This is a genomic window from Aeromonas sp. TECH754 (assembly GCF_056279295.1).
Genome location: NZ_JBWBRA010000001.1, coordinates 2196695 through 2216620 on the forward strand (window position 1 = coordinate 2196695; position 19926 = coordinate 2216620).

Here is a 19926-nt window from a genome sequence, read left to right on the forward strand (position 1 = left end):
AGCGGACATGAAAAGGGGGAGCCAGGCTCCCCCTTAGCTTTATAGCTACTCAATACTGCGTTTCGAAAGAGGCCTCCGTGACCCCGGCCGGCAGCGCCAGCGCCCCCGGCGTGGTCTTGCTGACCACCAGTTTGCTCCCCAGAGTGAAGGTCAGCGGCTCCACGGCAGCCACCTCCGAGGATGGCGCGACATAGAGCTTGTAGGTTCCGGGTTCGATGATCCACTCGTTGTTGCCGCTGTCGAAGCTGGCCAGCCAGCTGGCCGGGATCTCGAACGACAAGGTTTCGCTGGCTCCCGCCGGCAACAGCTTGGTCTTGGCGAAGGCCTTGAGCTCGATGGCCGGTTTGCCCAGCGTTCCAGCCGGGGCCGCCACATAGACCTGGGCCACCTCCCTGCCGGAGACGCTGCCGCTGTTGTAGACGGTGGTGGTCAGGGTCACGTTGCCCCCAGCCCCAGTCAGCGTATTACTCTGTATGGCCGTGTTTTTGTAGTCGAAACGGGTGTAGGAAAGGCCGTGACCGAAGGGATAGTTCACCCCCTTGCCGAAGGTCGCGTAGTAGCGATAGCCGACATAGATACCCTCGTTGTAATAGTGGGTGTCTATGGTGCCATCCCCGTCGGTGTCAGTGCCGGGGAAACCGGCGGACGAGGGGACATCACCATAGCTGGCCGGGAAGGTCTGGGTCAGCTTGCCGCTGGGATTGACGGCCCCGGACAGCAGATCCGCCACCGCATGGCCCGCCTCCTGGCCCGGCATGTAGGCGAGCAGGATGGCATCCACTTTGTCCTGCCAGGCGCTGGTGTCCATGACGCCGCCGACGTTGAGCACCACCACCACCTTCTTGCCCAGACCGTGGAACGCGGTGCTGACGTTGTCGATGAGCCGCTGCTCCACATCCGACAGCAGATAGTCCCCCTTCGCATTCTGGCGATCCTGTCCCTGCGCCGAGTTGCGTCCCAGGGTGATGACGGCGACATCGTTGCCGCTCGCATAGGCCGCGATCTCGGTCTGGCTCAGCTCGGGCTCGGGGCAGCTCACCAGGGTGGAGATGCCGCCAAAATCGCTCTCGCTCTTGTTCTGCTCGAAGAAGGTACGATAGAAGTCCGCGAGCCCGGAATCCACGCTGAACTGCCCGGCCAGCCCATCCGCCACGTTGATGATGTGAGCCGCATTCACGTCACCGCTGCCGGCGCCGCCCTTCAGGGTGTTGATCTGGGTGATCCCGAAGGAAGCGACCTTGCTGCCCCCCACCAGCGGCAGGCTGGCCTGGTTGTTCTTCAGCAATACCATGCCATCGCTGGCCGCCTGACGGGACAGGCTGGCATGGCTCGCCAGATCCGGCGCATTGGTCGGCACATAACCCTGGTTCGAAGGCATCTTCAGCACCTGGGTCAAGATCCGCACCGCCCCCTGCTGGATGGTATCGGCGCTCAGGCTGCCGGCGGCATAGGCCTCCTGCAGGCCGGTCAGGGCATCACCGTAGCCATAGGGCAGCGCCGGGCCGCCCGGCTCGATGAGATCGTTGCCGGACTTGATCATGTCCGCATAGTGGCCATCCCCCGACCACCAGTCGCTCATCACGAAGCCTTCGAAGCCCCATTCATCGCGCAACACCCGGGTATTGAGATCGGCCCACTGCCCGGTATAGGTGCCGTTGACCTTGTTCATGGCGGTCATCACCGCCCAGGGATTGGCGTGCTCCTCGGCATACTGGAAGCCCCGCAGATAGATCTCGCGGATGGCGCGCGGCGAGATGATGTTGTCGACGATGGAGCGCGAGGTCTCGGCGTTGTTGGCGATAAAGTGCTTGATGGTGGTGCCCACCCCCTGAGCCTGGGCGCCAGCCACCTCGGCGGCCCCCATGACCCCGGAGACCAGGGGATCTTCGGAGAAGTATTCGAAGCTGCGCCCGTTGAGCGGGTCGCGCTGGATGTTCATGCCCGGCGCGAGCCAGACATCCAGCCCGTACTCCTTCACCTCGTTGCCGATGGCGGCCCCCACCCGCTTGACCAGCTCCGCATCCCAGGTCGAGGCCAGCAGGGTCCCCACCGGGAAGGCGGTGCCATAGAAGGTACCCGACTCCCCTGCCCGGGTCGGTGCTATCCGCACCCCGGCGGCGCCATCCCCCAGCTTGCTGGCGGCGATGTCCAGCCCGGACTGCGCGTTATAAACGCCGTTGATGTAGCCCACGCTGCCCGGCACGTCCCCCTTGAGGTTGTTCAGGGCATCCAGGTTGGTGACGAAGGCACCGTTGGAGAACACATAACCCGGCCCCACCAGCAGCCCCATCCGCTCATCCAGGGTCATCTTCTGGACCATGCCTTCGGCCAGCGCCCGGTAATAGGCGTTGTCCTTGACCACCTCGGCCTTGGCCGTCGAACCGTTGTCGTTACACCCCTGGACGCCCAGCACCAGCGCGATGGCGACCGCCACGCCACTCCAGTTGTGGCCCTTATGGTTATGTTTCATGTGATTCCCTTTCATTTCATTATTCGAATGGACAAGCCGAAATAGCCTGCGCAGCTTATCGCGAAGGCAAGGGAACCCGCTTTGCATGGAGGTGCGGCTATTTTGCATTGCGGTGCCGGCATGCAATATCACCGCCGTCATCACAGCGTTACATTTGGTTACAGCAACGGACATTAAGTTGCACGGTATTTGCGCTGGCGCGCAGAACGCTTGCCGGGAAAATGCCTTAATCCCGCAGCGCGGCAGGATGCCGTCTGGACCATGAAAACAGGCTGGGTGCGAGGGATCGAATATGGGAAAGAGCGTTTCAAATATCATCGCCAGATCGACGCTCTATTTCCTGAAAGAACAAGGGGTCAATATCGATGCCATACGAGCGCAGTGTCAACTTAGTCAATATGAAATAGACAAGAGTGACGGTCGGCTCTCGGATAAACAACATCTGCGCTTTATCAAGGAGACGGCGGCATATGACAACTTGTGGCAGGAGCATATGTCACAAGATGATTCGAAAGACCGGCTCATCAGCCAGGCCTATGAACTGTTTCCCGAGCTCGTCGGTTATTGCCTCAATCAGAAGACGGCCAGCGATGCCGTGCTCGGCTATATCCGCAACCGGATCATCATCGGCAACTGCGATCAGTTCAGCCTGCATCAGGAGGACGGACAACTCGCCATCCGCTATGTGGAGGAGGCCGACATGTTGCAGCGAAATCACTCCGCCATCGGCAATTTCAGGATGCTCAGGGAGCTCGTGCGCCTCTACGCCCCCACCGTCAGCACGGCGGTGAGCCTGCGGGGCCGCGACGACAAGGATCGCAAGCGGCTCGACGATGCTTTCGGCTGTCGCTGCCAATTTGGCCAGGATGCCAATGTCATCCACTTCAAAGGTGTCGACTTGTTGACGCCGGTAGACAGCTATCTGCCGCTGCTTCATCAGAATCAACACCGGCAAATAACGAAGACGGTGGCGGCGCTGGAATATGAGCAAGGATTTTCATTCTTGATATATTCCCTGCTCGATGAGGCCATCGAAAACCATCATATTGATGATGAAGCCAGCTTCATGGAGCATATTTGCACCGTTGTCGGCATGAGTCGCTGGACGTTGAATATTCGTCTCAATCAGGAAAATACCAATCTCAGCCAGCTATTGAAAAGTGTCCGGCTGAAAAAGGCCTGTCGCTGGCTGGCCGAGACCAATATGAGCATTCAGGATATCAGCGAGCGACTTCGTTTCTCCTCCCTCTCTGTATTTTCACGGTTTTTTTCTACCCACATGGGCTCCTCTCCACTGCATTATCGTCGCCGACTCGGCGCGCGGGCATGAAGGTTTCATACGAACAACCCTGCTATCCAATAGTGCTCCCCCAAATGGCATGCTTATAAGCATATGCCGTGCTGTGGGTACTCATTCATGTCAGGATAATGAGCGGTATGCCAGCGGCATTCGTATTCGATCCACGCTGCTTTTGCCTCGATGCCCGGCGACAGCGTCACAAATTAATCGGCATTGAAAATTAAAAAATACCAAAAGTTAGTCCGAGGTCGATTAAGGTTCATAGAACATCAATGCTACTGTTAAATTACTCAGATAACGTTGAGCATGTCATTCAAGGGTCTCATGGAGGAGCTCTGTTATGTTCTGGAAAAATACGATCAGCAAGGAAGCGAGTGAACAGGCGGCAAAGGTAGTGGCATTGAGTGCCTTCGAGCAGGCCATCCAGTCCCAGGTGCCCTTCATCCAGTTCACCCCGGCGGGCATAGTCACCTTCGTCAACGACCTGTTTCTCAACATCGTGGGCTTTGGGCGGGAGGAGGTGCTCGGCAAGCACCACAGCGCGCTCTGCTTCCCCGAAGACGTCAAGACCCGCGACTATGACAACCTGTGGCAGGATCTGCGTAGCGGCACCTCGCGCCACGGACGCTTCATCCGCCAGTCAAAATCGGGCAAGCCCATCTGGCTGGAGGCGACGTATTTCCCCATCATGATCGATGGCAAGGTGGCCAAGGTCGCCAAGGTCGCCTCCGACGTGACCCAGCAGCAATCCTCCCTCGAGCGTACCCAGGCCCTGCTGGCGGCGCTGGACAAATCCCTTGCAGTGATCGACTTCCAGCCCGACGGCACCGTCATCACCGCCAACCAGAATTTTCTGCGCTGCTTCGGCTACCGGCTCGAAGAGGTGGTCGGTCAGCACCATCGCCAGTTCTGCGATCCCGAGTTTTATCAGAAGAACCCCAACTTCTGGCGCGATCTCGGCTCGGGAAACATCAAATCTGGGCTTTTCATGCGCATCGGCCATCGTGGGGAGAAGATCTGGCTGGAGGCAACTTACAACCCCATCTTCAATCACGAGGGCAAGGTGGTCAAAATCATCAAGCTGGCGAGTGACATCACCGAGCGGGTCGAGAAATCCATCTCCACCCGGGAGGCGGCCCAGAAGGCCTGCGCCATCGCCAGCGAGACCGTCGCCAGCGCGGCCAAGGGGCGCGAGGTGATCGACAAGGTGCTGGATACCTCCCGCCACATCAACACCTCGGTCAACGAGGTCAGCAAGCAGATCGATCAGCTCAACCAGCAATCCAAGAGCATCGAGTCGATCATCTCCACCATCAGCGGCATCGCGGATCAGACCAACCTGCTGGCACTCAATGCCGCCATCGAGGCGGCCCGGGCCGGGGAGCAGGGACGCGGCTTCGCGGTGGTGGCGGACGAGGTGAGGCAGCTGGCCGCCAGAACCTCGACCTCCACCAGCGAAATCGTCTCCGTCATCAAGCACAACTCCAGCATCACCTCCCAGATCACCCAGACCGTCTCCATCGTCTCCGACAAGGCGATCGCGGGGCAGGATCAGGCCAACATCATCTCCGGCGTCATCAAGGAGATCATCGCAGACGCCAACTCGGTGTCGGATACCGTCAAGAGTCTGTCCATCTGAGAAAGCGCCATACCATCAAAACACACACGGGGCCTGGCCCCGTGTGTGTTTTGGCAATCTGAATTAACCGAGAGATACCACCCTCAATCCCCCCCCAGCAGATAGCGTCTGGCATCCTCATCGGCCAGGCGCAGGGCCGCATCCCATAACTCGGCGATGCGCAGCCCCTCCTCCCCCACGGCCTCTTCTTCCAGCGCCTCCAGCGCCCGCGCATCGTTCAGGGTGAAAGGCTGGTGGCTCAGCAGCATCTGCGCCCTTGCCAGTAAGATCATGCTGTTCATCGCTTGGCTCCTTCACGGCCGGGATAACCCCTGTCCAGAGGGTAGCCGATATGACGAGCCTCAACTCTCGGTGGCGGCGGCTCGCACCCTGCCGCGCCGCGTCGGCAGCTGGCCCACCCCGATCCCGGCCAGCACCGCGGCGCAGGCGAGCCATTGCAGGCTGTTCAGGGTCTCTCCCAGCAGCAGATAGGCGAGCAGCAGGGTAAACACCGGGATGAGATTCACGTAGGCGGCCGCCAGAGTCACCTTCACCTGGGTCACCGACCAGTTGTAGAGCAGATAGGCCCCGAGGGTCACGAAGGCACCGAGGAAGATGATCACCGCCATGTCCTGCCAGGCCCAGTGGCTTGGCCAGGGGGCGCTGAAGGCGAAGGGCGCGAAGAACAGGGTGCCGACGAAGGCCTGCAGGGCGGTCAGGGTCAGCACCCCGTAGCGACTGGAGAGCTTCTTGAACACCACAGAATAAGTGGCGGCGCAGAGCATGGCCGCCATCTCGAGACTGTTGCCAAGCAGGGCATTGGGAGCAAATTCATCCGTCCCACCGCCCAATCCCAGCAAGGCGATACCGAAGATGGCGATGCCAAAACCGAGCAGCTGACGACGGCTCACCCGCTCCTTGAGCAGCACAAACGCCACCAGGGCCACCATCAGGGGCAACAGGGCGCAGACCATGCCCGCCTGACCGGCGCTGGTGTAGCGCAGGGCGTTCACCTCCAGCAGGAAATAGAGGCAGGGCTCCAGCGCCCCCATCAGGGCCAGCCAGCGCCAATCCCCTTTTTGATAGTGGAAGTTGCCGAGGTGGCGGTAACACAGCAGCCAGCAGCCCGAGGCCACCAGCATCCGCATAAACAGCACCTGACCGAAGGACCAGACCTCCAGCACGTGTTTGAGGGCGATAAAGGAACTGGACCAGAGCAACATGGCCAGGGTCAGGGTAAAAATGGGTAAGGGACGCACAACTCCTCCATGAATTGGCCATTCGAATAATAACCATGCAGCCTTGCGGTTGTCTAAAGACACCTAACATCAGATAATACGGCCGCCTTCACACCGGATAACCCATCTCCATGACTGAGTACCTGCTTTTACTGATCAGCACCGTGCTGATCAACAATTTCGTGCTGGTGAAGTTTCTCGGCCTCTGCCCCTTCATGGGGGTCTCTGGCAAGCTGGAAACCGCCATCGGCATGGGACTGGCCACCACCTTCGTGATGACGCTGGCCAGCGCCTGCTCCTATCTGATGGAGCACTATATCCTGATCCCGCTGAATATCGCCTATTTGCGTACCCTCGGCTTCATTCTGGTGATCGCCGTGGTGGTGCAGTTCACCGAGATGGTGATCCGCAAGAGCAGCCCGACCCTGTATCGCCTGCTCGGCATCTTCCTGCCGCTCATCACCACCAACTGCGCCGTGCTCGGCGTGGCGCTGCTGAGCATCAATGAGCACCACAACTTCATCCAGAGCATCATCTATGGCTTCGGGGCGGCCTGCGGCTTCTCCCTGGTGCTGATCCTGTTCGCCGCCATGCGCGAGCGTCTGGTGGCCGCCGATGTGCCCACGCCCTTTCGCGGCGTCTCCATCGCCATGGTCACCGCCGGCCTGATGTCGCTGGCCTTCATGGGCTTTACCGGCCTCATCAAGATATAGCGCTATGACTCATCTACTCTTTGCCATTCTGGTGCTGGCCCTGCTGGCCCTGGCCTTCGGTATCATCCTGGGTTTTGCCGCCGTCAAGTTTCATGTGGAAGCCGATCCCATCGTCGATCAGCTCGATGCCCTGCTGCCCCAGACCCAGTGCGGCCAGTGCGGCTATCCGGGCTGCAAGCCCTATGCGGAGGCGCTCGCCAACGGCGATCAGATCAACAAGTGCGTGCCCGGTGGCGAGGCCACCATGCGCAAGATAGCCGATCTGATGGGGGTCGAACCCCAACCGCTTGGCGGCGGCGATGAAGCCGCAGCCCCCATCAAGCGGGTCGCCTTCATCCATGAAGACCAGTGCATCGGTTGCACCAAGTGCATCCAGGCCTGCCCGGTCGACGCCATCCTCGGCGCCACCAAGGCGATGCACACCGTGATCAAAGACGAATGCACGGGTTGCGATCTCTGTGTCGACCCCTGCCCGACCGACTGTATCGAAATGATCCCGGTGCCGACCACGGTCGATAACTGGAAATGGGATCTGGCCAAGGTCGCCATTCCGGTCAAGATAGTGGAATAAACAGCGGAGTAACCATGCAGTCCTTGCTCGAACACATCAAAGCCGGCAACCTGTGGGATTTCCACGGCGGCATTCATCCTCCCGAGAACAAGGATCAGTCCAGCCTGACCCCGGTGGTGAACGCCGGTCTGCCGCCCCAGCTGATCATTCCGGTGCGCCAGCACGCGGGCCCCGCCGGCGATCTGCTGGTGCAGGTCGGCGACAAGGTCAAGAAGGGCCAGCCCCTGACCCGTCATGACAAGGGACGCATAGTGCCGGTGCACGCCTCCACCTCGGGCACCGTCACCGCCATCGAACAGCACACGGTGGCGCACCCCTCCGGCCTCGACGATCTCTGCATCATCCTCACCCCCGACGGCGAGGATACCTGGGGACCCCGCGACGCCAGGCCCGACTACTGGAATCTGGAACGGGGCGAGTTGCTCGATCGCATCCAGCAAGCCGGCATCGCGGGCCTCGGTGGCGCCGTGTTCCCGACCCACAGCAAGCTCGACGGCCGCGGCCAGCTCACCGAAATCCTGATCGTCAACGGCCTGGAGTGCGAGCCCTACATCACCACCGATGACCGGTTGATGCAGGAGTATGCGGACGAGATCATGGACGGCATCCGGGTGCTCAAGCACCTGCTCAAGCCGAAACTCACCCTGGTCGGGGTGGAAGATAACAAGCCCGCCGCCATAGATGCCCTGAACCGTCACGCCACCGACGAGGACGTGCTGGTCAAGTCGGTGCCGACCAAGTACCCCTCCGGCGGTGCCAAGCAGACCATAGAGCTGCTCACCGGTCGCCAGGTCCCCAAGGGGGGCCGCGCGGTGGACATGGGCATCATGGTGCTCAACGTCGCCACTGTGTTCGCCATCAAGCGCGCCATCATCGACGGCGAGCCGCTGATCGAGCGCATCGTGACCCTCACCGGCGACGCCTTCAAGCAGCCGGGCAATGCCTGGGTGCGGCTCGGCACCCCGGTGCGCTGGCTGCTGCAACGCTTCGAACTGCAACCCGAGGCGGATCAGCGGGTCATCATGGGGGGCCCCATGATGGGCTTCACCCTGCCCCACGCCATGGTACCGGTGGTCAAGGCCACCAACTGCCTGCTCTCCCCCACCAGGGCCGAGCTGCCGCCGCCCGGTCCAGAACAGGCCTGCATCCGTTGCAGCGCCTGCGCCGACGCCTGCCCGGCCAACCTGCTGCCCCAGGAGCTGTACTGGTACAGCCGGGTCAAGGAGTATGACAAGGCCGAGGGGCTCAACCTGTTTGACTGCATCGAGTGCGGTGCCTGCGCCTGGGTCTGCCCGAGCGAGATCCCGCTGGTGCAGTACTACAAGATTGCCAAGGACGACATCCGCGAGATCCGCGCCGAGCACGAGAAGGCTGAACGCGCCAAGCGGCGCTTCGAGGCCAAGCAGGCCCGTTTCGAGCGGGACAAGGCCGCCCGCGAAGCCCGCCACGCCGAGGCCGCCGCCCAGCGCCGCCAGGCCATGACCACGGCCGGTGGCGAAGACCCGGTCGCCGCCGCCCTGGCCCGTCTCAAGGCCAAGCAGGAGGCCGGCGCCACCGCCGAGCAACCCGATAACGCCGCCATGGCTGCCGCCCGCGAGGCGCGCAAGCAGGAGGCGCTGGCCCGTCGCGCCGCCAAGACGGCCGATGCCCCGGCCGTGGAGGCCATCTCGGCAGGAACGGCAACCGGTGAGGTCGATCTCAAGAAGGCCGCCATCGCCGCCGCCCTGGCCCGTGCCAAGGCGAAGAAGGCCGCCCTGGCGGCGGGGGACGCGGTCGCCGTTGATGCCAAGGCCAACACAGCCGAAGCCCCGGCGGTCGAACCGGCCCCCGTCGCCGAGGTCGACCCCAAGAAGGCCGCCATCGCCGCCGCCATCGCCCGCGCCAAGGCGAAGAAGGCCGCCCAGGCTGCGGGGGATGCGGTCGCCGCTGATGCCGAGGCCAACACAGCCGAAGCCCCGGCGGTCGAACCGGCCCCCGTCGCCGAGGTCGACCCCAAGAAGGCGGCCATCGCCGCCGCCATCGCCCGCGCCAAGGCGAAGAAGGCCGCCCAGGCGGCGGGGGACACAGTCGCCGCTGATGCCGAGGCCAACACAGCCGAAGCCCCGGCGGTCGAACCGGCCCCCGTCGCCGAGGTCGACCCCAAGAAGGCCGCCATTGCCGCCGCCATCGCCCGCGCCAAGGCGAAGAAGGCCGCCCAGGCGGCGGGGGACGCGGTCGCCGCTGATGCCGAGGCCAACACAGCCGAGGCCCCGGCGGTCGAACCGGTCCCCGTCGCCGAGGTCGACCCCAAGAAGGCGGCCATCGCCGCCGCCATCGCCCGCGCCAAGGCGAAGAAGGCCGCCCAGGCTGCCGCTCAGGGCGAGACCGAGTCAGACCCACTTTCCGACAAGAGTCACTGATCCATGTTCAATATCGCGAGTGCGCCCTTTGCCCATAACCGCAAACAGACCCAGACCCTGATGTTGCTGGTGATCCTGGCCTGTCTGCCAGGCCTGCTGGCCCAGCTCTGGTTCTTCGGCTGGGGAACCCTGATCCAGATCCTGCTGGCGCTGGTGACGGCACTCGGCTGCGAGGCGCTGGTGCTGCGCCTGCGCAAGCGTCCGGTCAAACCGGCCCTGCTGGATGGCAGCGCGGCGCTCACCGCCGTGCTGATCGGTCTCTCCCTGCCGCCACTGCTGCCCTGGTGGATGCTGGTACTCGGCACGGCCTTTGCCATCATCATCGCCAAACACCTCTATGGCGGCCTCGGTCAAAACTTGTTCAACCCGGCCATGGTGGCCTATGTGCTGTTGCTGGTCTCCTTCCCGGTGCAGATGACCAGCTGGCTGCCGCCGTCCAGCATTGCCGCCTATGGCCTGGGATTTGGTGATGCGCTGTCGGTGATCTTCACCGGTTTCAGCCTCGACGGTTACAGCATGCTGCAACTCAAGCAGGGGGTGGATGGCCTCACCATGGCGACGCCGCTCGACACCCTGAAGACCGGGCTGACCCAGGGCCTCACCGCCAGCGAGGTGATGACCCACAAGGTATTTGAAGGCTGGGGCGGCATTGGCTGGAGCTGGGTCAACCTCGGCTATCTGCTGGGTGGCCTCTTCCTGTTGCAGCAAAAAGTGATCAACTGGCGCATTCCAGCCGCCGTACTGGGCGCCCTGCTGCTCTCGGCCACCCTCGGCTATCTGGCCACACCGGACTCCACGGCTACCCCCATGCTGCATCTGTTCAGCGGCGCGACCATGCTGGGTGCCTTCTTCATCGCCACCGATCCGGTGAGCGCCAGTACCACCCCGCGGGGTCGACTGGTGTACGGGGTATTGATCGGCGTGCTGGTCTACCTCATTCGCCGCTTCGGTGGCTACCCGGATGCCTTCGCCTTCGCCGTGCTGCTGGCCAACCTCTGCGTACCGCTGATCGACAGCCTGACCCGACCCAAGGTCTATGGGGATCGCCGCAAATGATCGTCGCCCGCACCTCACTCTCAGGAAGCATTCCATGTTAAACAGCATGCGCAAGAACGGCGTGACTCTGGCCCTGTTCGCCCTGGCCTGCACCGGCATAGTGGTGCTGACCAACGCACTGACCCAGGACAAGATCGCCCACCAGCAACAACTGGAGAAGCTGCGCACCCTCTCCGACCTGTTGCCGGAGGGCAGCTATGACAACGATCTGGTGTCGAGCTGCAAACTGGTCACCAGCCGCGAGTACCTCGGCAGCGATCAGGCCATGCCGCTCTATACCGCCACCCTCGGCGGCGTGCCGACCGGCTATGCACTGGAAACCATCGCCCCCGACGGCTACAGTGGGGCCATTCGCATGGTGGTCGGCACCGATGCCAAGGGCGCCGTCAGCGCGGTGCGGGTGCTGGCCCACAAGGAGACCCCCGGCCTTGGTGACAAGATCGAGCTGAAGAAATCCAGCTGGATCGACAGCTTCATCGGTCGCACGCTCACGGCAGACAACGAGGCCAACTGGGCGGTGAAAAAGGACGGCGGTGATTTCGACGCCTTCACCGGTGCCACCATCACCCCTCGCGCCGTGGTCAAGGCGGTGAAAAACCTGCTGCTGTTGCAACAACAGCACCCGGAGCTGCTGCGCGATGCCCCCCCCTGCGAAGCCGCGCCATGACGAGGGCGGCGGATGCAATGAGACAACACAGATTGATGGCCGGCACAGGCTACTCGAGAACAGCGGAGCCAACAGATGGAACAGATTGATGTGATTGACGGCCAGCCCCTCGCCAACGAAGGCAATGGCCGTCGCGAGGAGCTCAAGGAGCTGATGCTGCAGGGGCTGTGGAAGAACAACCCCTCTCTGGTGCAGGTGCTGGGCCTGTGCCCGACGCTGGCGGTCTCCTCCACCTTCACCAACGCCCTGGGGCTGGGTCTGGCCACCCTGGTGGTGCTGGTCTGCTCCAACCTGGCCATCTCCCTGGTGCGCAACTGGGTGCCCAAAGATATCCGCATCCCGGTCTACGTGATGATCATCGCGGCCCTGGTCACCAGCGTGCAGCTGTTGATGAACGCCTACACCTACGGCCTCTATCAGGCGCTCGGCATTTTCATCGCGCTGATCGTCACCAACTGCGTCATCATCGGCCGGGCCGAGGCCTATGCCTCCAAGAACCCGCCGCTGCTGGCGGCCGTCGATGGCTTCATGATGGGGCTCGGCTTCACCCTGGTGCTGCTGGTGCTCGGGGGGCTGCGCGAGATCATCGGCATGGGTACCCTGTTTGACGGCGCCGATCTGCTGCTGGGAGACTGGGCCAAGTCCCTGCGCATCGAGCTGTTCCACGCCGATGCCAGCCTGCTGCTGGCGATCCTGCCGCCGGGCGGCTTCATCGGTCTGGGGCTGCTCATCGCCGGCAAGAATGCCATCAACGACTGGATGGGCCGCAAGCAGGCCGCCGACAAGGCACACTGCGCCGTGCCTGCCCCCGGAGCGCGAGCCACTCAGCTCTAGGGCTTCGCCCGGCGCTAGAGTAGGGTGCCAAGACAGACACATGAGAATCGATGAATAATCAAAAACGCAGACAGATCCTGGAGCGGCTGCGGGACAACAACCCGCATCCCACCACCGAGCTCAACTTCAACTCGCCGTTCGAGCTGCTGATCGCCGTCTTGCTGTCGGCCCAGGCCACGGACGTGAGCGTCAACAAGGCCACCGCCCTGCTCTATCCGGTGGCCAATACTCCCGCCGCCATGCTGGCGCTCGGGGTGGACGGGGTGAAGCAGTACATCAAGACCATTGGCCTGTTCAACACCAAGGCCGAGAACGTCATCAAGACCTGCGCCATCCTGCTGGAGCGTCACGGCGGCGAAGTGCCGGAAGACCGCGAGGCGCTCGAAGCCCTGCCCGGAGTCGGTCGCAAGACCGCCAACGTGGTGCTCAACACCGCCTTCGGCTGGCCCACCATCGCCGTCGACACCCACATCTTTCGCGTCTCCAACCGCACCGGTTTCGCGGTGGGCAAGAACGTCGATCAGGTGGAAGAGAAACTGCTGAAGGTGGTGCCCGCCGAGTTCAAACTGGATGTGCACCACTGGCTGATCCTGCACGGCCGTTACACCTGTCTGGCGCGCAAGCCCCGCTGCGGCTCCTGTATCATCGAAGACTTGTGCGAGTACAAAGAAAAAGTCTACCCGGAGAGTTAGCGGTCGAGACGGTAGTATTATCTGCCGCTTATCGCCTATTTAATTCCGTGGAATGATAATAAATTGGCATAAATCACTCGCGTGGAGAGCCGCACAATGAGGCCTCGGCAGACCCTGCCGTCATCTCTTGCCCCCTGCCTCTCCCGATTTATCGACAATCAGTACACATCACCAACTCGGAGAACTGAGCAATGAGAATTCTGCATACCATGTTGCGCGTCGGCGATCTGCAACGCTCCATCGATTTCTACACCCGGGTGCTCGGCATGAAGCTGCTGCGCAAGAGCGAGAACAGCGAATACAAGTACACCCTGGCCTTCGTCGGTTACGGCGACGAGAAGGATGAAGCCGTCATCGAGCTCACCTACAACTGGGGCGTCAGCGAGTACGAGCTGGGCTCGGCCTATGGCCACATCGCCCTGGAAGCGGACGACATCTATGGCACCTGCGACGCCCTGCGCGCCGCCGGCGCCAAGATCACCCGCGAGCCGGGCCCCGTGAAGGGTGGCACCACCGTCATCGCCTTCGTGGAAGACCCGGACGGTTACAAGATTGAGCTGATCGCCAAGAAGGATGCGGGCGCGGGTCTGGGCCAGAGCGTCTGAGTCAGCCGCTTGTGAGCGATAAAAAAACGGGGCCATGGGCCCCGTTTTTTTATCTGTGCCCGACGGTTCAGAGCGCCCCGCAACAGGGCGCACTGAATATCGGCAGCGAACTGTCAGCATCAGGCCAGGCGGAACCGACCTATGGTCTGGCGCAGCCCCGCCGCCAGCTGGCTCAGCTCCAGACAGGCACGAGCGGTGTGATCGGCGCCGGTCGCCACCTCGTTGGAGGAGTCGTTGATCCGCTCCACGTTGCGGCCGAGCTCGTCGGAGACCGCATCCTGCTCACCGCAGGCGCTGGCGATCTGGATCGCCATGTCGGCTATCTGGGCCACCGCCTCCTCGATCTGCTGGATGCCCGAGCTGGTCTGCTCGCTTTGCACCACGCACTGGCGGATCATCTCGCAGCTCTGGCCGGTCACTTCTTTCGCCTGATTGGCGCGGGCCTGCAGGGTCTCGATGATGGCGACTATCTCGCCGGTGGAGGCCTGGGTGCGGCCCGCCAGGGTGCGCACCTCGTCGGCCACCACCGCGAAACCACGGCCCTGCTCACCGGCACGGGCCGCCTCGATGGCGGCGTTGAGCGCCAGCAGGTTGGTCTGATCGGCGATGCCGCGGATCACGTCCACCACCAGGTTTATCTGGGCGGATTCCCGCTCCAGCTCGGTCACCAGGGCGCCTGCCTGCTCTATCTCCTCGGCCACCCGGGTGATGGCCACCAAGGCCCCCTGCACATCCTGATTGCCCCGTCTGGCCAGGGCGTTGGCGGAGCTGGCCGACTCGGAGGCGACCTCGGTATTGCCCGCCACATCGGCGACCGTCGCCTTCATCTGGGCCATGGCGGTCGCCACCATGGCGATCTCCTGCTGCTGGCTCTGGATCCCTTGCGCCGACTGCTCGGAGACGGTGCTCACCTCCTCGATGGCGGCGCCGAGCTGAGTCACGGCGGCCACCACCTCCTCGATGAGGCCGCGCAGGTTGTCCTGCATCTTGAGGGAGGCCCTGGCCAGCATGCCGAGCTCATCCTGGCCGATGTGCTGGCGATCCAGCTGATGAGTCAGGTCACCGGCCGCGATGGCGTTGGCCTGGGCCACCACCGCCTGCAGCGGCAGGCAGATCTGGCGGGTGAGGAACCAGGTCATCACCGCCATGAACAGCAACAGGGCACCTATCCCTAGGGTGGCGGAGTTGGTCACCATGCTGACGCTGCCAAGCAGGCTGCCCCGGTTCTCCTGCACGAAGCCGAGGTTGACCTCTACCAGGGCATTGACCGAGCGCTCCAGCTCGGCGTAGGTCCCGTTGGACTGGAACAGCTCGGACTTGGCCTGCGCCAGGTTGCCCTGTGCCAGCAGGCTGTCGACCCGGTTTACTGCGCTCAGATACTGTTGCCAGTGCTGCTTGGCGCCCATGAACACCCGCCGCTCGTTGTCGTCCCCCACCGTCGCCTCATAGGCACTGAGGGCACGCTCGACCTTGCTGATGTTGTCCTGGATCCGGCCACGGCGAGCCTGCAGATCGGCGGCATCCTCGATCATCAGCAGGGCAAACTGGGCGCGGCGCACATAGGAGACGTCATAGAGCAGGTTCTCCACCGAGATCACGCTGGGCAGGGTGGAGTCGGTGAAGTTCAGCACCCGGGACCGAATGTCGCGCAATTCGCTGGCGAGAAAGAGACCGAATATCACGTTGATGACGGCAATGACCGAAAAGACCACGGCAATCTTCTTGCCGATGGAGAGATTCTTGTAAGACATGGTGGCGGTGATCCTCAACTGCTGATGAGCAGCGGTACTGTGACGATCACATCCCTGTGAGCGATGACCCGGGAGTCCTGACGGGAAATGCAAAAAATCGCGAAAGATCAAAGGGAGGAGACTTCGCAAGGGGCGGCACCTTACCACAATACCCCCACGGCCTCATCGCCTTTATCGATTTCAATCGGCGCTCTGCGCCAGGCACAATAACGACCGGGAGACGGCAAACTTGAGCCGATTGTCACAATCGACCCGTCCTCGTGGACAAACCGCGGGTCAGGTTATGTAATGGCGTCCTCGTCTCTTCACTCTCACTGCCCCGAGGTCTTGTTCATGGATAACGCGTCGACCCTCCCGTCCCCCTGGTCTGCTCAACTGCGCGAGCAGATACAGGCTCGCCCCCTCACCGCCCTCGGGCTGCTGGTCGCCCTGATCGCCGTCTTGCTGCTCCTGCTGCAGAGCCTCATCATGCTGGCGGCCGGTGACATCAGCCCGGGGGTGCGTTATGGCCTCCTCGGTGGGGTCGCCGGTTTCGCCGCCACGGCGCTCGGTGCCCTGCCGGCCCTGTTCCTGCGCTCCGTGCCCCAACGAGTGGAAGACGGCATGCTGGGCTTTGCCGCCGGCATGATGCTGGCCGCCAGCGCCTTCTCCCTGCTGCTGCCGGGGCTCGAAGCCGCCGAGGGGATCACCGGCGACGGCTTTCTCGCCGCCGCCGTGGTGGTCGCGGGCATGACTCTCGGCGTCTTGCTGATGCTGGGGCTGGATCAGTTCACCCCCCACGAGCACGACAAGACGGGCCCCTGCGGCCCCGGCCACGAGAGCTGCTCCCGAGTCTGGCTGTTCGTGTTTGCCATCGCCCTGCACAACCTGCCGGAGGGCATGGCCATCGGGGTCAGCTTCTCTCAGGGAGACATGGGGGTCGGCCTGCCGCTCACCACCGCCATCGCCCTGCAAGACATACCGGAAGGGCTGGCGGTGGCGCTGGCCATGTGCGCCGCCGGTTTCCGCCCCTCGGTCGCCGTGCTGGTGGCCATCGGCAGCGGCCTGCTCGAACCGCTCGGCGCCCTGCTCGGGGTCGGCCTCGCCAGCGGCATGGCCATCGCCTATCCCATCGGCCTTGGGCTCGCGGCCGGTGCCATGCTGTTCGTGGTTTCCCATGAGGTGATCCCCGAGACCCACCGCAACGGTCACCAGACCTACGCCACCCTCGGCCTGATGGCAGGATTCGCCCTGATGATGACCCTGGATACCGCGCTGGGTTGAGCCTCTGACGACATCTTGTCCGGCACGGCTGTCTATTGCGGCACCATCCCCTTCCTTTAGCGACCCATTCAACGGGCGGCACTCGGCGCCGCCCTTATCTTTTGCTATGATCCGCGCCAACTTATTCGGCCCACGCGGCCGACCCCGCGCAAGACCAGAGAGACGAGGTAGAGGATGAAAGTAGGTATTATCGGCGCCATGGAGCAGGAAGTAGCCCTGCTGCGCAGCCAGCTCAGCGAACTGACCACATTGCAACTGGGTGGCTGCGAGTTCTATCAGGGCAAGCTGGCCGGTAAAGAGGTGATCCTCACCCGCTCCGGTATCGGCAAGGTCGCCGCCAGCGTCGCCACCAGCCTGCTGCTGGAGAAATTTGCCCCGGATTGCGTCATCAATACCGGCTCCGCCGGCGGCTTCGCCCAGGACTTGCACATCGGTGACGTGGTGATCGCCAGCGAAATGCGCTTCCACGACGTAGACGTGACCGCCTTTGGCTACGAGATGGGGCAGATGGCCCAGCAGCCCGCCGCCTTCCCCTGCGACGAGAAGCTGATCGCCCTCGCCCAGAGCTGCATCGCCGAGCAAGGCCAGCATCAGACCAAGGTCGGCCTCATCTGCACCGGCGATCAGTTTATGTGCAAGCCGGATGCCATCGCCAAGGCCCGCGCCGACTTCCCGCAGATGCTGGCGGTAGAGATGGAAGGGGCCGCCATCGGCCAGGTGTGCCACATGTTCAAGGTGCCCTATCTGGTGGTGCGCGCCATGTCTGACATCGCCGGCAAGGAGCAGGTGGAATCCTTCGATGCCTTCATCGAAGTGGCGGGCCAGCACTCGGCCGAGATGATCATCGCGCTGCTCGGCAAGCTGTGATCGACACCGCCACTCTGGCACAGATGGCCACCTCGCTGGCTTCAACGACGGCGGCCATTTTAGTGGGCGCCGCCCTGCTGGAGGCGATCCTGCCCTGGCCTGCCCGTTTTCGGCTGTCGGCGACCACGCCGCTGCTGACTCGGCTAGGTCACAAGGTGCATCGCCCAGACGGCACGCCCGGCCAGCAACGGCTGGCCGGGCTGCTGGCCCTGCTGGTAGTCTGGTTGCCGTGCGCCGCCGGACTCTGGGCACTGCGCAGCCTGTCCCTCTCCGAGCCCCTGTTCGACCTGCTGTTTCTGTTGCTGATGATTGAGTCCCACCCCCTGCGCGAACTCGCCAAGGCGACCCGGGCACTGGCGACGCAAGATACCCTGGTCGTGGCCAGGCTGCAGATAACGCCCTGGCTCACACGCGAGACGGGCACCCTGTCGGTGATGGGATTGAACAAGGCGGTGAGCGAAAGCTGTGTGCTGCGACTGGTGGGCCAATGGGCCGGCCCCTTGCTGGGCTTCGCCCTGGCCGGGGTACAGGGCGCCCTGCTCTGGCGCCTCGCCCAGCTGATGAATCTGGGCTGGAGCCCGAAACGGCCCGAGTTTGCCCATTTCGGCCGCCCCGCCGCCGCGCTCTATCAGGGGCTCTGTGCCCCCGCCATCTTGCTGCTGGCGCTGCCCCTGTGCTTGAGCCAACTGCGTCAACTGGGCAGCCGGCTGCGCGCGGCCCTGCATTGGCCCTATCCGGCCATGGGTTGCCTGCTCAGCCTGCTGGCACAAAACACCAATAATCGGCTGGGAGGCCCGCGCTACTATCAGGGACAACTCGTGCGCTTCCCGGTGTTTGACGCCAGCGCCGACCCCGTCGCCGACTCGCCACTGCGCCTGCTCCATCGCCTGTTGCTGATAGGCTGGGGCTGGCTGGCGCTGGCACTGCTGCTCACCCTGCTGGAGTTGTCTCGTGGCTAGCCTCTTCGATCTGCGCGCTTTTCTCTTCGACCTACGCGTACTCTGCACCCTGCTTTGCCTGCTCTGCTGGCCGTTGTCGGGATTGGCCCAACCGCCACAGCGGATCATCAGCCTCACCCCCCACCTGACCGAGCTGCTGTTTGTCATCGGTGCAGGAGATCGCATCGTCGCCACCGACGATGCCTCCGATTTTCCCCCCGAGGTGAAAACCCGGCCACAGGTGGCCAACTACCGCAGCATCAATCTGGAAGCCCTGCTGGCCCAGAAGCCGGATCTGGTGGTGGCCTGGCGCTCGGCCCAGTCCCGCATGCTGGCCCCCATCGAGCAACTCGGCATTCCGGTCTTCTATTCGGAACCGACCGACTTTGCCTCCCTGGCAGACGAGATGCGCCGCCTGGGCAAGTTGCTCGGGCTGGAGCAGACCGCCAATGCCCGGGCCGATGCCTATCTGACGAGGCTCAATGCCCTGAAGAACCGTTATAGCCAGGCCAAGCCAGGGTCAGTGCCGGTCTCGGTGTTCTACCAGCTCTGGACGCCGCCGCTGACCAGCATCAACGATTCGACCTGGCCGGGTCAGGCCATTCACCTCTGCGGTGGCACCAATGTGACCGCCAGCGCCAAGACCCCCTACCCCCAGATCGGGCTGGAGCAGGTGATCAAGGCCAATCCCCGGCTCATCCTGGCCGGCAGTCAGGATCCCGCCGTGCTGGCCCACTGGCAGCAGTGGCCCATGCTGGACGCCGTCAAGCATCGCCAACTCAAGCTCATCAACCCCGACGAACTGCACCGCTTCACCCCCAGAGCCCTCAACGCGGTGGAAAAGGTGTGTGACGCCATAGCGCAGGCCAACCCGGCCCCCTGAGCCACATTCCTATCGCAAGTCTGCCGCCAGGATGCCGAAAATGGGTTCTGGCACAGAATAT

General features: G+C 63.0%; 18 protein-coding genes. 14 read left to right on the forward strand and 4 right to left on the reverse strand.

The window, feature by feature from the left end:
• Positions 1-49 precede the first annotated feature (49 nt).
• Entirely contained in the window at positions 50-2470 is a 2421-nt protein-coding gene (locus ACZ9IL_RS09635; RefSeq protein ID WP_476003313.1) for a beta-glucosidase, read from the reverse strand.
• Positions 2471-2762: 292 nt separating this feature from the next.
• On the opposite strand from ACZ9IL_RS09635, the gene ACZ9IL_RS09640 reads away from it, so the two are divergent.
• Together ACZ9IL_RS09640 and ACZ9IL_RS09645 are read left to right on the forward strand one after the other, a co-directional pair.
• On the forward strand, positions 2763-3800 hold the full coding sequence (locus tag ACZ9IL_RS09640) for an AraC family transcriptional regulator (protein WP_476003314.1): 1038 nt from the start codon (positions 2763-2765) through the stop codon (positions 3798-3800).
• A gap of 310 nt (positions 3801-4110) precedes the next feature.
• Positions 4111-5409, forward strand: coding sequence for a methyl-accepting chemotaxis protein (locus tag ACZ9IL_RS09645; RefSeq protein ID WP_476003315.1), 1299 nt, complete (start codon positions 4111-4113; stop codon positions 5407-5409).
• A gap of 83 nt (positions 5410-5492) precedes the next feature.
• Here ACZ9IL_RS09645 and ACZ9IL_RS09650 read toward each other — a convergent pair whose 3' ends face one another.
• Together ACZ9IL_RS09650 and ACZ9IL_RS09655 are read right to left on the reverse strand one after the other, a co-directional pair.
• A complete protein-coding gene (locus ACZ9IL_RS09650) occupies positions 5493-5690 on the reverse strand; it encodes a hypothetical protein (RefSeq protein WP_476003316.1) in 198 nt (65 codons plus the stop codon).
• A gap of 60 nt (positions 5691-5750) precedes the next feature.
• On the reverse strand, positions 5751-6647 hold the full coding sequence (locus tag ACZ9IL_RS09655; RefSeq protein ID WP_476003317.1) for a DMT family transporter: 897 nt from the start codon (positions 6645-6647) through the stop codon (positions 5751-5753).
• A gap of 110 nt (positions 6648-6757) precedes the next feature.
• Here ACZ9IL_RS09655 and rsxA point away from each other — a divergent pair, with 110 nt between their 5' ends.
• The 8 genes from rsxA to gloA all read left to right on the forward strand — a co-directional run bounded on the left by rsxA (position 6758) and on the right by gloA (position 14163).
• Positions 6758-7339: an electron transport complex subunit RsxA gene (gene rsxA / locus ACZ9IL_RS09660; protein ID WP_033131573.1), complete on the forward strand. Its 582-nt coding sequence runs from the start codon at positions 6758-6760 to the stop codon at positions 7337-7339.
• Between the two features lie 4 nt (positions 7340-7343).
• Positions 7344-7910 (forward strand): electron transport complex subunit RsxB, encoded by a 567-nt coding sequence (gene rsxB / locus ACZ9IL_RS09665; protein WP_476003318.1) that lies wholly within the window; start codon positions 7344-7346, stop codon positions 7908-7910.
• A gap of 14 nt (positions 7911-7924) precedes the next feature.
• The gene (gene rsxC / locus ACZ9IL_RS09670; RefSeq protein WP_476003319.1) at positions 7925-10309 is read left to right on the forward strand and encodes an electron transport complex subunit RsxC; all 2385 of its coding nucleotides are present in this window, start codon (positions 7925-7927) and stop codon (positions 10307-10309) included.
• 3 nt (positions 10310-10312) lie between these two features.
• Positions 10313-11365 carry an electron transport complex subunit RsxD gene (gene rsxD / locus ACZ9IL_RS09675; RefSeq protein WP_476003320.1) on the forward strand — a complete coding sequence of 351 codons (1053 nt, stop codon included), beginning with the start codon at positions 10313-10315 and terminating at the stop codon, positions 11363-11365.
• A gap of 34 nt (positions 11366-11399) precedes the next feature.
• A complete protein-coding gene (gene rsxG, locus ACZ9IL_RS09680; protein ID WP_476003321.1) occupies positions 11400-12032 on the forward strand; it encodes an electron transport complex subunit RsxG in 633 nt (210 codons plus the stop codon).
• A 75-nt stretch (positions 12033-12107) separates the two neighbouring features.
• Complete coding sequence (locus tag ACZ9IL_RS09685; RefSeq protein WP_476003322.1) at positions 12108-12866, forward strand: electron transport complex subunit E; 759 nt, start codon at positions 12108-12110, stop codon at positions 12864-12866.
• 50 nt (positions 12867-12916) lie between these two features.
• Entirely contained in the window at positions 12917-13558 is a 642-nt protein-coding gene (nth, locus tag ACZ9IL_RS09690; protein WP_033131568.1) for an endonuclease III, read from the forward strand.
• A gap of 191 nt (positions 13559-13749) precedes the next feature.
• Positions 13750-14163, forward strand: coding sequence for a lactoylglutathione lyase (gloA, locus tag ACZ9IL_RS09695; RefSeq protein ID WP_042654501.1), 414 nt, complete (start codon positions 13750-13752; stop codon positions 14161-14163).
• A gap of 119 nt (positions 14164-14282) precedes the next feature.
• Here gloA and ACZ9IL_RS09700 read toward each other — a convergent pair whose 3' ends face one another.
• The gene (locus ACZ9IL_RS09700) at positions 14283-15914 is read right to left on the reverse strand and encodes a methyl-accepting chemotaxis protein (protein WP_476003323.1); all 1632 of its coding nucleotides are present in this window, start codon (positions 15912-15914) and stop codon (positions 14283-14285) included.
• A 333-nt stretch (positions 15915-16247) separates the two neighbouring features.
• Between ACZ9IL_RS09700 and ACZ9IL_RS09705 the strand changes: the two genes are divergently transcribed.
• From ACZ9IL_RS09705 to ACZ9IL_RS09720, 4 genes are all read left to right on the forward strand, one after another.
• Positions 16248-17177, forward strand: coding sequence for a ZIP family metal transporter (locus ACZ9IL_RS09705; protein ID WP_476003324.1), 930 nt, complete (start codon positions 16248-16250; stop codon positions 17175-17177).
• 174 nt (positions 17178-17351) lie between these two features.
• Entirely contained in the window at positions 17352-18044 is a 693-nt protein-coding gene (gene mtnN, locus ACZ9IL_RS09710) for a 5'-methylthioadenosine/S-adenosylhomocysteine nucleosidase (RefSeq protein ID WP_476003325.1), read from the forward strand.
• Positions 18041-19003: a cobalamin biosynthesis protein gene (locus ACZ9IL_RS09715; RefSeq protein WP_476003326.1), complete on the forward strand. Its 963-nt coding sequence runs from the start codon at positions 18041-18043 to the stop codon at positions 19001-19003. Before mtnN ends, ACZ9IL_RS09715 begins: the two co-directional genes overlap by 4 nt.
• On the forward strand, positions 18996-19865 hold the full coding sequence (locus ACZ9IL_RS09720) for a cobalamin-binding protein (protein WP_476003327.1): 870 nt from the start codon (positions 18996-18998) through the stop codon (positions 19863-19865). The genes ACZ9IL_RS09715 and ACZ9IL_RS09720 overlap by 8 nt, the downstream gene beginning before the upstream one ends.
• Positions 19866-19926: the final 61 nt, after the last annotated feature.

What these genes read in the sequence shown, in the direction of transcription:
- rsxA (WP_033131573.1), top strand. Translation starts at nt 6,758, where the DNA reads ATGACTGAGTACCTGCTTTTACTGATCAGCACCGTGCTGATCAACAAT.
- nth (WP_033131568.1), top strand. Translation starts at nt 12,917, where the DNA reads ATGAATAATCAAAAACGCAGACAGATCCTGGAGCGGCTGCGGGACAAC.
- rsxD (WP_476003320.1), top strand. Translation starts at nt 10,313, where the DNA reads ATGTTCAATATCGCGAGTGCGCCCTTTGCCCATAACCGCAAACAGACC.
- ACZ9IL_RS09705 (WP_476003324.1), top strand. Translation starts at nt 16,248, where the DNA reads ATGGATAACGCGTCGACCCTCCCGTCCCCCTGGTCTGCTCAACTGCGC.
- gloA (WP_042654501.1), top strand. Translation starts at nt 13,750, where the DNA reads ATGAGAATTCTGCATACCATGTTGCGCGTCGGCGATCTGCAACGCTCC.
- rsxG (WP_476003321.1), top strand. Translation starts at nt 11,400, where the DNA reads ATGTTAAACAGCATGCGCAAGAACGGCGTGACTCTGGCCCTGTTCGCC.
- ACZ9IL_RS09650 (WP_476003316.1), bottom strand. Translation starts at nt 5,690, where the DNA reads ATGAACAGCATGATCTTACTGGCAAGGGCGCAGATGCTGCTGAGCCAC.
- rsxB (WP_476003318.1), top strand. Translation starts at nt 7,344, where the DNA reads ATGACTCATCTACTCTTTGCCATTCTGGTGCTGGCCCTGCTGGCCCTG.
- ACZ9IL_RS09640 (WP_476003314.1), top strand. Translation starts at nt 2,763, where the DNA reads ATGGGAAAGAGCGTTTCAAATATCATCGCCAGATCGACGCTCTATTTC.
- ACZ9IL_RS09700 (WP_476003323.1), bottom strand. Translation starts at nt 15,914, where the DNA reads ATGTCTTACAAGAATCTCTCCATCGGCAAGAAGATTGCCGTGGTCTTT.
- ACZ9IL_RS09645 (WP_476003315.1), top strand. Translation starts at nt 4,111, where the DNA reads ATGTTCTGGAAAAATACGATCAGCAAGGAAGCGAGTGAACAGGCGGCA.
- mtnN (WP_476003325.1), top strand. Translation starts at nt 17,352, where the DNA reads ATGAAAGTAGGTATTATCGGCGCCATGGAGCAGGAAGTAGCCCTGCTG.
- ACZ9IL_RS09685 (WP_476003322.1), top strand. Translation starts at nt 12,108, where the DNA reads ATGGAACAGATTGATGTGATTGACGGCCAGCCCCTCGCCAACGAAGGC.
- ACZ9IL_RS09635 (WP_476003313.1), bottom strand. Translation starts at nt 2,470, where the DNA reads ATGAAACATAACCATAAGGGCCACAACTGGAGTGGCGTGGCGGTCGCC.
- rsxC (WP_476003319.1), top strand. Translation starts at nt 7,925, where the DNA reads ATGCAGTCCTTGCTCGAACACATCAAAGCCGGCAACCTGTGGGATTTC.